This is a genomic window from Gemmatimonadota bacterium, assembly GCA_022560615.1.
GTDB lineage: Bacteria > Gemmatimonadota > Gemmatimonadetes > Longimicrobiales > Gaopeijiaceae > UBA1138.
Genome location: JADFSR010000033.1, coordinates 1 through 12,567 on the forward strand (window position 1 = coordinate 1; position 12,567 = coordinate 12,567).

Annotated in this window: 11 protein-coding genes; 5 read left to right on the top strand and 6 right to left on the bottom strand. The window is 64.1% G+C overall.

The genetic code is table 11. From position 1 onward, the window contains the following. Positions 1-568 precede the first annotated feature (568 nt). The 4 genes from IIB36_15645 to IIB36_15660 all read right to left on the bottom strand — a co-directional run bounded on the left by IIB36_15645 (position 569) and on the right by IIB36_15660 (position 5,213). On the bottom strand, positions 569-1,255 hold the full coding sequence (locus IIB36_15645; GenBank protein ID MCH7533169.1) for a CDGSH iron-sulfur domain-containing protein: 687 nt from the start codon (positions 1,253-1,255) through the stop codon (positions 569-571). Positions 1,256-1,384: 129 nt separating this feature from the next. Continuing rightward, positions 1,385-2,587 carry an MFS transporter gene (locus tag IIB36_15650; GenBank protein ID MCH7533170.1) on the bottom strand — a complete coding sequence of 401 codons (1,203 nt, stop codon included), beginning with the start codon at positions 2,585-2,587 and terminating at the stop codon, positions 1,385-1,387. A 231-nt stretch (positions 2,588-2,818) separates the two neighbouring features. Continuing rightward, positions 2,819-4,519: an L-lactate permease gene (locus tag IIB36_15655; GenBank protein ID MCH7533171.1), complete on the bottom strand. Its 1,701-nt coding sequence runs from the start codon at positions 4,517-4,519 to the stop codon at positions 2,819-2,821. A gap of 10 nt (positions 4,520-4,529) precedes the next feature. Next, positions 4,530-5,213 (bottom strand): DUF2461 domain-containing protein, encoded by a 684-nt coding sequence (locus tag IIB36_15660; protein ID MCH7533172.1) that lies wholly within the window; start codon positions 5,211-5,213, stop codon positions 4,530-4,532. A gap of 162 nt (positions 5,214-5,375) precedes the next feature. On the opposite strand from IIB36_15660, the gene IIB36_15665 reads away from it, so the two are divergent. After that, on the top strand, positions 5,376-5,828 hold the full coding sequence (locus IIB36_15665; protein ID MCH7533173.1) for a hypothetical protein: 453 nt from the start codon (positions 5,376-5,378) through the stop codon (positions 5,826-5,828). 4 nt (positions 5,829-5,832) lie between these two features. Here IIB36_15665 and pdxH read toward each other — a convergent pair whose 3' ends face one another. After that, on the bottom strand, positions 5,833-6,486 hold the full coding sequence (gene pdxH, locus IIB36_15670) for a pyridoxamine 5'-phosphate oxidase (GenBank protein ID MCH7533174.1): 654 nt from the start codon (positions 6,484-6,486) through the stop codon (positions 5,833-5,835). Positions 6,487-6,615: 129 nt separating this feature from the next. Here pdxH and IIB36_15675 point away from each other — a divergent pair, with 129 nt between their 5' ends. The 3 genes from IIB36_15675 to IIB36_15685 are packed head-to-tail and all read left to right on the top strand — an operon-like array spanning position 6,616 to position 9,392. Further along, positions 6,616-6,894 carry a metal-sensing transcriptional repressor gene (locus IIB36_15675; protein ID MCH7533175.1) on the top strand — a complete coding sequence of 93 codons (279 nt, stop codon included), beginning with the start codon at positions 6,616-6,618 and terminating at the stop codon, positions 6,892-6,894. 22 nt (positions 6,895-6,916) lie between these two features. Further along, positions 6,917-7,126 (top strand): heavy-metal-associated domain-containing protein, encoded by a 210-nt coding sequence (locus tag IIB36_15680; protein MCH7533176.1) that lies wholly within the window; start codon positions 6,917-6,919, stop codon positions 7,124-7,126. Between the two features lie 10 nt (positions 7,127-7,136). Next, positions 7,137-9,392, top strand: coding sequence for a copper-translocating P-type ATPase (locus tag IIB36_15685; GenBank protein ID MCH7533177.1), 2,256 nt, complete (start codon positions 7,137-7,139; stop codon positions 9,390-9,392). 107 nt (positions 9,393-9,499) lie between these two features. Here the strand turns inward: IIB36_15685 and IIB36_15690 are convergent, their stop codons facing one another. Then, positions 9,500-10,264, bottom strand: a complete 765-nt coding sequence (locus tag IIB36_15690; protein ID MCH7533178.1) for a DUF481 domain-containing protein — start codon at positions 10,262-10,264, stop codon at positions 9,500-9,502. A gap of 597 nt (positions 10,265-10,861) precedes the next feature. On the opposite strand from IIB36_15690, the gene IIB36_15695 reads away from it, so the two are divergent. Further along, positions 10,862-12,565 carry an amidohydrolase gene (locus IIB36_15695; protein ID MCH7533179.1) on the top strand — a complete coding sequence of 568 codons (1,704 nt, stop codon included), beginning with the start codon at positions 10,862-10,864 and terminating at the stop codon, positions 12,563-12,565. Positions 12,566-12,567 lie beyond the last annotated feature (2 nt).

The window sequence follows — 12,567 nt, forward strand, 5'->3', positions numbered from 1 at the left end:
CGGTGCTCGTCGACCGTATTCAGCTCGGGGATGTCTGCGAGCATCAGTCCGGCTCAGGGAGTGGGTTGGTGCGCTGGGTTCCGTGCTTCTCCATCAGTCGATAGAGCGTCGTCCGGTCTACACCGGCGTTCCGAGCCGCGCTGGAGATGTTGCCGCGCGTCCCTAATGGCATGCTCCAAGTACGCCCGCTCGGGATCCGCGAGAACCAGCTCGCGAGCCTCGTGGTAGCCTTTGCTCAAGTGGAGCGACATTCGGACGGATGCATCCTCAGGTGTGGCGCCCGGCAAGCCCATGTGCTTTGTCGACCCTCATAAAGCGCAAGCGCGGTGCCAAACGGAGCTAGATTCTACAACCCCATATGTTGGAGCGACTTACGGTAAGGAAGTGCGCCGGTATAAGGCCGAAAGGAGGCGGACAGCTTGGCGGCATCGGACGAATTGACCGGACAGACTGTCCGCGTCGGGATGGGCGCGCCAGTCTGACGCGTCGTTTCACGACGCGTATTTGGTCTACCCGCCGCCCTTCCGTTCGATGTGCTTCGGGAGCGTGAGAGCCCTCTCAACGGTGGTCAGCCGCCAGCCGAGTCGCTCGGTGAAAAGCTCTTGTCGTACCCCATCTCGTGCTTGAATCCCATGTACCAGTGCGACCCGTCGCAGAACGGTTTATTGCGGGATCCGCCGCAGCGGCAAAGAGTCTGGCGCTCACGGAAATCGTACTCCTCGCCATCGCCCGCCACCACCAACACAGCGCGTACGATGTAGGGCGCGTCCCTCGCCACAGTGACACTGGGCCCCTGAGGGCTCTCCACGGGCTCGGCGGAGTCCGTCAGCGAGTAGCTCAGAGCGCCTGACGGACACGCGCTCACCACACGGATGATCTCCTCCGCCTGCGCACCGTTTACATCGATCCACGGCTCTACGCCGGACCTGAACACTTCGCTCAGATTGTCCCCGCACAGGCCGGCGTGAGAGCAGCGGCTGCGGTCGTCGTGAATCGTGACGCTCTCGCCCACGTAGCTCTCCGCCCGGTCCGCCGCGGTGTCTTTGCTGGCAAATTCCTGACCGTTGAAGTTGTTGCTATTGTGGGTCCCATCACAAAACGGCTTGTTTTTCGATCCCCCACAGCGGCAGAGGGAGTAGGCCGCGGGTGCCTCGATCCCGGTGCCCTCGTGATCAATGAGGGGCACCCCTCCTTCCACCCGGTACGGACCGCCGGTCAGCACCCTAATTTTCTGCTCGTTCGTCCCGTCAGGCATCTGCTGCTCCCGTTCGAAAGGGCTTCGAATCGCATCTCGGTCTCCGTCACCACCCAGGGGTCAGGACACTAGATCCTCGCCTATCCGGTGTAAAGTTGGTGGTGGTGTCTGCTGATTTCGATCCACTCATCATGGCGCCCGCGCTCGCGATGCCGGTCGATAGGCACCTAACGCGAGCCGCCTGTGGGCCGGAAGGAAGACGCGGGCTATCCAGGCTGAGCCGACCAGTAGGAGCGCTATGATCAATATCGTGGTGCGAAAGTCCAGAAGATCCGTCAGCAGTCCAGCGAACAACGCGCCAACGGCGTATCCAAGGTCACGCCACAGGCGGTAGCGGCCGATGGCGCTCGCCCGCGTCTGCGGGCTGACGAGGTCACCCACCTGAGCAATGAGGGTCGGGTAGACCGCGGCCGTGCCAATACCCAGCGCGACAGCCGAAGCCGCCCAGGGGATGAATCCACTCAGGCTCGCGAACCCGACCAGCGCCACTGCTTGAAGCAGCAGCCCTCCCACGATCAGGGGGCGGCGTCCGATCAAGTCTGACAGCGTGCCCGTGCCGAGTTGCGTGAGCCCCCAAACCGCCGGGTATAGCGCGGCCAGCCATGCGATCTGTCTCAAATCGAGTCCCTGCCGGGCAAAAAAGACAGGTAGGAGTCCCCAAGCCACGCCCTCTTTGAGGTTGGTGAGCAACCCCGCTTGGTTAGCGGCGAAGAGGGGTTTGTGGGTCCGGCTTCCGTGCCCTATTCCCGCTGCCCAACCGGACGCGAGTTCAGGCGCCCCGCGCGCCGCGTTCGTTTTCACGATCTCTCTTTCGAGCTCGACGTAGTGTTCGGTATCGCGAACCCCGAAGAACGTCACCGCCAACCCGAGCAGCGCCGCGCCCAGGGCGATCAGATATGGAGCGGGTCGCGGCCCGTACGCGTCCGCGAGATACCCGGCCCCGAGGGCCGCAGCGGCAACCGCCAGGTACCCAGCACATTCGTTCAAGCCCATCGCCAACCCGCGCCGCCTCGGTCCCACGAGATCGATTGTCATGATCTGTGTGGTCGACCATGCGAGTCCCTGGTTCATGCCGAGTAGCAGGTTGGCGAACACAATCCAACCCCACGATGGCGCCCACATGAGAAGGAGCGGCACCGGAATACCAAATCCCCAGGCGGCCAGTAGTATGCGCCTGCGTCCGATCTGCCCTGCAAGATCGCCCGCGAGAAAGTTCGCCACGGCCTTGGCAAGGCCAAAAGCGATCAGAAAGCTGATCGCAGCGGTCGCGGACGTGAGCCCGAATTCTGCCGCGGCGAGAAGCGGAAGGACGGACCGTTCGACGCCAACCACGGCCCCGATGAACGCTACAGTGACAAGAAGTAGAGCGACCTGGGCCCCATTCTCGCGCAGACCAAGGCGCGTATCCGGGATTCGTACACCTCCTTGCGAGGCAAATCGGCTGTTATGTAGGCTTGAAGAGTAAGCCCCGCAAGACTTCGCCGAGTTGCTCTCGAGACGAAAGCCACGAAGCTAGATCAGGAGCCATGCACCAAGCCCCGCCCCGCCCCACCGGAGTGGATGTCAGCCAGACCCCATCAAGGGGTCGCTCACGCCGAGCCAGTGTACGGCGATGAGCCCCAGGACGCCGACCACCAGCAAATAGTAGATGGTGGGCAGCACGGTCTTGCGGAGCGTCGCTCCTTCCTTTCCTAGTAGGCCAACGGTCGCCGAGGCCGCCACGACGTTGTGGATCGCGATCATGTTGCCCGCTGCTGCGCCGACGGCCTGCAACGAAACGATCATCACGGTCGACATCGCCAGACGCTCCGCCACGCCGTACTGGAAAGCGGAGAACATCAGGTTGCTGACGGTATTCGAGCCGGCGATGAAGGCGCCGAGCGCTCCGGTGAAACCGGCGAAGAATGGCCAGACTTGACCCACGTTGCCCGCGACCCAATCCGCCATGGCGAGCGGCATCGAGAGCATGTCGGCACCGTTCACGTCGGAATTGATGTAGACCCGGACCATCGGAACCGTGAACACGAGCACGATGCCCGCGCCCAGAAGCACCTTGCTCGACGAGCGCACCGCGTCGACGACGTCGCTACCCTTCATCCTGTGCAGCAGCGCGGTGATTGCCACGACGACGAGCAGAACGAAGCCAGGCAGATACAGCGGAGTCGTGGTCGCGGTGATGCCCGACCCGAGGATATTCGCCCACTCGACGTCGACCGCGCGTAGCCACTCACCTATGGGCAACGCAGGCAGTCGGGTCAGCACGAGCAGCCCCCCGAGGATCGCATAGGGCGCCCACGCCACGACCGCGGGGATGTTCTCGCCCTCAGGCACGTCGGCGAGCTCCTCTTCGAGGCCGCTGACCCACTCGTCTTCCCAGGACGCTCGGTCGGGGAAGTCCCATGTGTCCTGCGGCAACAACCAACCCTTGCGGGCGATGGTCACCACGATCGCCAGGCCGACCGGCGCCCCGAGCAGAGAGGGAAACTCGGGTCCCAAGAAGGTGCCGAAGAGCACGTAGGGCACCGTGAACGCGAGCCCTCCCAGCAGCGTGAAAGGCAGAATCGACAGGCCTTCGGACCACGATTTGTTCTTGCCGAAGAAGCGCGTCATCATGACGACCATCCAGGTCGGCATGAGCACTCCCGCCGTCGCGTGCAACAACACCGATTTTGCCGTGACGGCCCTGAGAAAGTCGGTCATGGTCATGCCGACCGCGGCTAGGTCGGCAGAGAACGCCTCCCCGCCCAGACCGCCTTGCACGCCTACCAGGATCGGAGTGCCGACGGCGCCGAACGTGACCGCCGTGCTCTGCACCATCATGCCGAGCATCACGGCTGTGGCCGCTGGGAAGCCGAGTGCGACGAGCAGGGGAGCCGCCACCGCTGCCGGGGTGCCGAAGCCGGCCGCGCCCTCGATGAACGAGCCGAAGAGCCACGCAACGATCACGACCTGGACCCGCCGGTCGTCGCTTATGCCGTGGAAGCTTCGGCGGATTGCGCCGACGCCCCCGGATCGCTCGAGGGTGTGCAGCAGCAGGATGGCGCCGAAGATGATGAAGAGCAGGTCGAAGCTCAGGAAGAGGCCTTGGATCGACGCCGCGATGACCCGCGACGGCACCATCTGCCACGCCCAAAGCGCTACGGCCACCGCAGCGACATACGCGGCGGGCATGGCCTTCTTGGCGGGCACGCGGAATCCGACGAGCAGGACCCCACCCAGGGCGATCGGAAAGAGCGCGAGTGCCGCCTGAAGGCCGGAGCTCACGTGCGCCCTTCTAGAAGGGCACTCCGAGTGCGCCGCACAGGAAACGCATGAAGGGCGTAGCGGTCTTGAATACCTTGGCGAGTTCCTTCGGCAGATCGGCGCTCGTTGCGAACGATCGCGACAGGCGCTTCACACCGATGAAGTCCTTCCATTTCAGATCCTCGATGAGCGGATGCTCGGGGTCGAAACCATTGGGAGGGCGACTCAACCGATCCCCTTCGAGCTCCACGGTATCCCTGAATTTCTTGCCGCGCGAGGCCCTCTTCCACGCTGCGGGCTCTGCGACGATGTGCTCGCGGATCGCGCGCAGCGCCTTCGACTCGGGGTGCCAGATCCCCATGCCCGCGAAGATGGAGCCGGGCTCGAGGTGCAGGTAGTACCCGGGGGCGTGTGCGTTCTTGCTCTGCTCGTGCCGGAAGTGGATACCGGCGTGCGTCTTGTAGGGGCTCTTGTCTTTCGAAAACCTCACGTCCCGGTAGATGCGGAAGAGCGAGCGGGGCGTCGCCATGAAGTGCGGACTGAGCTTCTCCAGGTGGGCGGCGAAGTCCTCGATGAAACCGAGCGAGGCGTCTTTGACGTCGGCGTCGTATCGATGTTTGTTCTCGGCGAACCACTCGCGGTCGTTGTTGTCCGCCAGCTCCGACAAGAACTGGAAAGTGTTTCGCGTGAAGTACTGCCTACCGGCCACCGTGATCCTCCTTCCGGTCGAGATTTTGGTTCAAGATGTGACCCCGCCCGGCGAGGCACCACCGAGCTCTTTTCGTAAGCGTGGGCGACCCAGGTCGCGCTCCGCCGATGCCGGGCCCAAGTTCCACCACTGCCGCGCTGCTAGAAGAACACACACCTGGAGGTTTCCATGACCTGCTTCACTCGTTGCAACCGGCTGGGATTGGCCGCAGTGGTTTGCTCAGTGGTGATCGCCTCGGCTGCATGCGCCGCGGGTGGGCGTTCGATCGGCCGCGACCCCTTCCAGGGTTCGTCTGCGGGCTCACGATCGGGCGATCGCGCGAGCGAGATTCGCATTCGGGTCCGAAACTCCAACTTCAACCAGGGCACCGTCTACGCCGTCAGGCTAGGGAGTCGGAGGCGTCTGGGTCGGGTTCAGGGCGCGAGCGACGGAGAGTTCAGGATGCCGTTGGTAAACTCGGATCAGATCCACTTCGAGGTCGATCTTCTCGCGGGCCAGCGCTGTGTGACCAGAACCGTCTTCGTCGAGCCGGGACAGACTTTGCTGCTCGTCATCGACTCGACGAGCCGGCCCAGGAGCAATGGCGTCAATAGCATGTGCGACGTGCAGCGTGCCCGCTGAGGGTTCATGGGTAGAGCCGCGCCGTGTCCCAACCGCCCTCAGACCGCGTGAACACGAGGCGGTCGTGCAAGCGGTCGGCGCGCCCCTGCCAGAATTCGATCCGGTCCGGGTTTAGCCGGTATCCTCCCCAGAACGACGGCAGCGGGACGTCGTCTCCAGGGAACCTCTCCTGGACCTCGCGGAAGCGCGTCTCCAGCTCCTCGCGCCCACTCAGGGGCTCACTCTGCTTCGACGCCCACGCGCCGAGGCGAGTCCGTTTCGGACGGGAAGCGAAGTAGTCGGCGTTCTCTTCTTCAGAGACACGTTCCACGGTCCCCGCCACTCGTGCCTGGCGGTGCAGGACGGCCCAGTGGAAGCACAGCGCGGCGTAAGGGTTGGCGTCCAACTCGGTGGCCTTCGGGCTGCCGTAGTTGGTGTAGAATACGAACCCGCGCTCGTCCACGTCCTTGAGCAAGACCATGCGCACAGAGGGCCTGCCGTCCTTCGTCGCCGTGGCGAGCGCGACCGATTCCGGTAGCAGGATGCCGGACTCCTCAGCGGCATGAAACCACTGACCGAACAGCTCGATCGGGTCCATGTCCGAAGCGGCTTCCGGAAGGCCGCTCGCGACGCCTTTCCCGAGCGTCAGAACGGTCTTGATCGACGATTTGAGTGACATGGCGGGAAGGTGCCCGGTCGGGTGGCACGCCACAAGGACTGATTGACATGCTTTCAGTCACGGCTACCTTTCATGACATCCCCCCCCAGGGGGGTAGGGTCAGCTCCGAGTTCAGCAGGGAGTCTTCGCATGAGCGATGAGAGACAGGTCGACATCCTACGGCGGCTCAAGAGCGTCGAGGGCCACGTGAGAGGTGTCGAGCGCATGGTCGAGGAGGGCGTGTACTGCATTGATGTCGTGAATCAAGTACTCGCCATCCAGCGGGCTCTGAAGAAGGTCAGCGGCCTCCTACTCGACCATCATCTCCATCACTGCGTGACGAGGGCGATCCAGGGTACAGACGACGCGGAAAAGGAGCAGGTACTCGGTGAGCTGATTCAAGTGTTCGAGGCGACCGGCAAGGCGTGAACCGACCTTCTGAGGAGAAAAAATGACTAGCAAGACCGTGAACGTGCCCAACATCAGCTGTGGGCACTGCGTGACGACCATCGAGCGCGAGGTCTCGGAAATGGATGGCGTCTCCGACGTGAAGGCCGAGCAGACCTCGAGGAACGTGACGATCACGTGGGACCCGGAGACGACGGACTGGGTCGTGATCGAAGATCTGATGACAGAGATCGACTACCCTCCCCTCGCCTAGAAGGCGCACGATGACGCCTGAAGCCGTGAAGGAGCGTGAGGTCGTCCTGCCCATCACGGGCATGACCTGCGCGAACTGTGCGGCGACCGTAGAGCGCGCGCTGCGAAAGACCGAAGGGGTGACGGAGGTATCGGTCAACTACGCGACCGAGCGGGCAACTGTGCACGTTGACTCGTCGACGCTCGGTGTGGACGAGCTGGCAGCAGCCGTCGAGCGCGTCGGCTACGGCGTGGTTCAGGCTGACGAGTCGGATCTCGACGACGCGGAGGCCGAGGCCCGGTACGCCGAACTGCGCAAGCAGACACGCATGTTTTGGACCGGAGTTGTGTTCGCCGGCCCCCTCTTCGCACTCAGCATGGCCCGGGACTTCTCGTGGCTCGGCGCCTGGGCGCACGCGACGTGGGTGAACTGGCTCATGTTCGCCCTCGCGGCGCCGGTGCAGTTCTACGTGGGCTGGGACTATTACGTCGGAAGCTGGAAATCGCTACGGAACGGATCGGCGAACATGGACGTGCTGGTCGCTCTGGGCTCGTCCGTCGCGTTCGCCTACTCCGTTGTCGTGGCATTCGCGCTCAGCGTCGGAAGCGTCGGCTTCGGCGAGCACGTCTACTTCGAGACCGCCGCGCTCATCATCACGCTCATCAAGCTCGGCAAGCTGCTCGAGGTCCGCGCAAAGGGAGAGACGGGCGAGGCGATACGAGAGCTCATGAGTCTTCGGCCCGACACGGCACGCGTCGTCCGGGGCGACGAAGAGCGGGACATCCCGCTGGACCAGGTCGAAGTGGGTGACGTCGTGGTGGTCCGGCCCGGAGAGCGGGTACCGGTGGACGGTGTGCTGCTCGACGGGCGGTCGTCCGTGGATGAGAGCATGCTCACCGGAGAGAGCATGCCCGTCGACAAGGAGCCGGGGGACGAGGTGATCGGGGCGACCATGAACCGTTCGGGGTCGTTTCGCTTCCGCGCGACGAAGGTCGGGGCCGAGACCGCGCTCGCTCAGGTGATCCGCCTGGTGCGCGAGGCTCAGGGTAGCAAGGCGCCAATCCAGAGACTCGCGGACCAGGTTGCGGGCATCTTCGTGCCCGTGGTGATCGCGCTAGCGTTAGCCACCTTCTTGCTATGGTGGTTGGTCGTAGGAGCCGGCTTTACGGATGCGTTGATCCGCCTCGTGGCGGTGCTCGTGATCGCGTGCCCCTGTGCGCTCGGGCTCGCCACGCCGACAGCGGTGATGGTCGGGACGGGGCGCGGCGCCCGACTGGGCATCCTCTTTAGGAGCTCGGAAGCGCTCGAGCGAGCCAAGCAGGTGAGTGTTGTCGTGCTCGACAAGACCGGCACGATCACTCGTGGCGAGCCGGTCGTGCGCGACGTTGCTGCGGTCGATGGCGACGAGGCGAGACTATTGCGCCTTGCCGCCTCCGCGGAGATGAGAAGCGAACACCCTCTGGCGGAGGCCGTCCTCGTCGAGGCGAGGCGTCGGGATCTGACGCTCTCGGAGCCTGAGCGGTTCGAGGCGCTGGCGGGCCGAGGTGTGACGGCATCGGTCGATGGCGCTGGTATCCTGGTCGGGACCCGATCCTTCCTGGAGGAGCACGGCGTCGAGACGTCCTCCTTGGCCGACGCGGCGGCGCGCATCGAGTCCGACGCGCAAACGCCGCTCTGGATCGCCACGGACGAGAGAGTGCTCGGCCTGATCGCGGTCGCCGACTCCGTCAAAGAGGGCTCCAGGGACGCAGTGCGCGAGCTCCAGGATGCCGGCCTCCGTGTGGTGATGTTGACCGGAGACCGGAAGGCGACGGCTCGAGCCATCGCCGAAGAGGTCGGAATCACCGACGTGCGCGCCGAGCTCCTTCCAGAGCACAAAGTCGGGGCGATCCGGGAGCTGCAGGAGAACGCCGTGGTGGCGATGGTCGGTGACGGCATCAATGACGCGCCGGCGCTCGCGCAGGCCGACGTGGGAATCGCGATCGGGACGGGCACCGACGTCGCGATGGAAACCGCGGACGTCATCCTCATGCGAGGGGACCTGAGGTCCGTACCGGTGGCCTTCGCGCTGAGCCGGGCGACGATGCGTACGATCGAACAGAATCTGTTTTGGGCGTTCTTCTACAACGTGATCCTGATCCCGGTGGCGGCCGGGGCACTCTACTCGCTGGCGTTCCTGCCGATGATGCTACGAGCCCTCCACCCGATTCTGGCGGCGTTCGCGATGGCGTTCAGTTCGGTCAGCGTCGTCATGAACAGTCTGCGGCTGCGCCGGGCACGACTTTAGGAGGGGGAAACCCTGGACCGGTGCGCGCCGTAGGAGTCGGCATGATTACGATCCTCAAACGACTCGTCCGGCTCGTACTCAGCTGGATTATCGGGAAGCTCTAACGGTCAAAGGCTCACTCGGAGCACGACGGAGAATTTCTGGTCGTTGGGCTCGGCCCCGGGTGGGGGAATCTCGTCGTGCAGATACTCGTGCTGGATTGCTAGCGACAGAGTCGACGTGAGACGCGTCGAGACGGAGTTGCTCATCTCGACGACGTAGTCTCCGAACCCGTTGATCTGCGGTTGCCAGAACGTGACGTGCTGGAAGGTCGCGCCGGACGCGAACGCGTGATCGAACTTGAACCGGGCGCTCCAGCGCAGCTTGGTCTGCGTCTCCTCTTCCGTCGAGCCGGCTTCGAGTCGGAAGTCCTCGTAGTCGAGGATGCCGGCAAGGCTGAACGACGCCTTGCTCCTGGCTTGCGCGCCGCGGAAGAAGGTCCACTTCGCGCCGACACCGCCGGTGGCCTTTAAGTCGAGCTTCCGAATCCGGTCTCGACTCGCCGTTACGTAGGTGAAGGGCGAGAAGTCCGAAACGGGCTTCCAGTCGAACTTGATGGTACTTCGACGGTCGTCCGCGATCACGCGGTCCTCGCTCTTCCCGTAGCGCACCAAGGCGGAGATCTCGAACTCGTAAACGTCTGTCTGGATTCGGGTTAATGATCCTCCTGTGCGAAGAATCCCGAAAGAACTGTTGCCAGAGGAACCGTTGAAGCCGAACTCGAGTTGGGAGCGCCAGAGGTTGGGAGCGTCCTGGGCGTCGGCAGGCGACGCGGCGGCTCCGAAAAGGATGCCCAATACAATCGAGAACCGGCGAAGTGTGTTGGGAGGCATGGCTTTTGTGGGGCCGAAACGTGTGTGATCAATCTCGCAAGGTCTGCGTCCGGGGCCGCTGCGGCAAGCGTGGCGGTGCCCCGGTCCCCTCGGTTCTACGCTGAACTTCTGACTCCGGACCCTAGCCGAGTGCATCCACAGGAGCGATTCTACTGCTCCCGTTGAGTTTGAGGCCGTCTGGCCATCCGTCACAGGCCTAGAAGGGTGATCGGAAAGGGGGGTGGGCCGCGCACATGGTGCTTGCGCGCGTTCAGGCAAGGAACGACGAGGAGTCGTAGCCGAGCGGGCACCGCCGCCGAAGGCGGTGGTCCGACGAGGAGAGACGATGGATCAACCGCGCAACCGCCATGTGCCCAACAACAGGATGAAATGAACATACGAGTGTGTGGGTTGCGGTGGCACGGCCCCATCTCCGTCGTTGGAGCTCCTCGACGTAGCGACGGCTATGCCTTCGAAGCTCCGCGACCCGCGCCATGCGCGGGTGCCCCCTGGGGCCGTGGCACCCGGGGACCCGTGCGTAAGCACGGGTGGCGGCCCGCCCCCCTTTCCGATCACCCTTCTGGTCGACGTCCGCTGCGCATCGCTAGGAGCGTTCCGATGGTATCATTTCCGCACCCCCGCAACCTATTCCTTCTCGCGGCGCTGACGATCTCGGTCGCTGCGTGCGACTCGGGTCCGGCCCCCGAGGCCGCCGATCTCGTGCTGCTCGATGGCAAGATCGTCACCGTGGACGAGGCGATGCCCGAAGTCCAGGCGCTGGCCGCGCGCGACGGGCGGATCGTGGCGATCGGATCCGATGCCGAGATGGACGACTACATCGGTGACGACACCGAGGTTATCGAGCTCGATGGCAAACTCGCGATTCCAGGATTCATCGAGGGCCACGGTCACTACATGGGTGTCGGGCGCTCGACGCTGCAGCTCAATCTCATGGAAGTCGCCAATTGGGATGAAGTTGTCGCGATCGTGGAAGCGGCGGTCGCCGAGGCCGTGCCCGGGGAGGTGATCACGGGCCGTGGATGGCACCAGGAGAAGTGGGACCGGAGGCCCGAGCCGAACGTCGACGGCCTCCCGTTCCATACATCGCTGAGCGCCGTGTCGCCGGACAACCCCGTGATCCTCACGCACGCCAGCGGCCACGCGACGTACGCCAACGCCAAGGCGATGGAGCTGTCCGGGATCGATCGGAACACCGCGGACCCGGACGGTGGAGAGATCGTCCGTGATGCCGGTGGCAACGCTATTGGCGCGTTCCGGGAGACCGCGTCGGAGCTGCTCGGACCGGCCCGCCGCGGAGGCGCCGCGCCGGACGCGCGCCGCGTGGCCCTTCTCGCGCAGGAAGAGGCGTTCTCCAAAGGGATCACGTCCTTCCAGGACGCCGGCTCCGGCTTTGGAACCATCGATCTTTGGAAGGGGATGGTGGATGACGGTAGTCTGAAGATCCGCCTCTGGGTGATGATTCGGGCCGGGAACCAGTCCTTAGGCGAGAATCTCGCTGCGTATCGCATGGTCGGGTACGGAGAACGCCTCACCGTGCGCGCGATCAAGAAGTCGATCGACGGCGCGCTCGGTTCGCACGGCGCGTGGCTGCTCGAGCCGTACGACGATTTGCCGACGAGCACCGGACTCAATACGACCACGCCGGAGAACATCAGAGAGACCGCCCGCCTGGCGATGCAGCACGGGTATCAGCTCAACGTGCACGCGATCGGGGATCGGGGGAACCGTGAGACGCTCGACATCTTCGAGGAGGCGTATGCCGCCCAGGGCGACGGCGACTATCGCTGGCGCGTAGAGCACGCTCAGCACTTGCACCCCGACGACATCCCGCGCTTCGGTGCCCTCGGAGTGATCGCATCGATGCAGGGGGTGCACGCGACATCAGACGGGCCCTGGGTCGAGTCAAGGCTCGGAAGCCAGCGCACGCGGGAGGGTGCGTACGTCTGGCAGAAGCTCATGGAGAGCGGTGCGCTCATCGTGAACGGCACCGACGCGCCGGTCGAAGACGTGGACCCGATCGCGAGCTACTACGCCACTGTTTCCCGGAAGATGAACAACGGGGGTGTCTTCTTCGCGGACCAGCGCATGAGCCGCCTCGAAGCTCTGGAGTCCTATACGATCAACGCGGCGTACGGAGCGTTCGAGGAGGACATCAAGGGTTCGCTCACCCTGGGCAAGTTCGCCGATATCACCGTTCTGTCGCAGGATGTAATGACAATCGATGAGGACGCGATCCCGAACACCGAAATAGTGTATACCATCGTAGGTGGAGAGGTGGTCTATCGAGGGGGGGGAGAGTAATT

Coding starts and splice junctions, on each gene's coding strand:
- IIB36_15645 (MCH7533169.1), bottom strand. CDS start 1,255: ATGCCTGACGGGACGAACGAGCAGAAAATTAGGGTGCTGACCGGCGGT.
- IIB36_15665 (MCH7533173.1), top strand. CDS start 5,376: ATGACCTGCTTCACTCGTTGCAACCGGCTGGGATTGGCCGCAGTGGTT.
- pdxH (MCH7533174.1), bottom strand. CDS start 6,486: ATGTCACTCAAATCGTCGATCAAGACCGTTCTGACGCTCGGGAAAGGC.
- IIB36_15675 (MCH7533175.1), top strand. CDS start 6,616: ATGAGCGATGAGAGACAGGTCGACATCCTACGGCGGCTCAAGAGCGTC.
- IIB36_15680 (MCH7533176.1), top strand. CDS start 6,917: ATGACTAGCAAGACCGTGAACGTGCCCAACATCAGCTGTGGGCACTGC.
- IIB36_15685 (MCH7533177.1), top strand. CDS start 7,137: ATGACGCCTGAAGCCGTGAAGGAGCGTGAGGTCGTCCTGCCCATCACG.
- IIB36_15690 (MCH7533178.1), bottom strand. CDS start 10,264: ATGCCTCCCAACACACTTCGCCGGTTCTCGATTGTATTGGGCATCCTT.
- IIB36_15695 (MCH7533179.1), top strand. CDS start 10,862: ATGGTATCATTTCCGCACCCCCGCAACCTATTCCTTCTCGCGGCGCTG.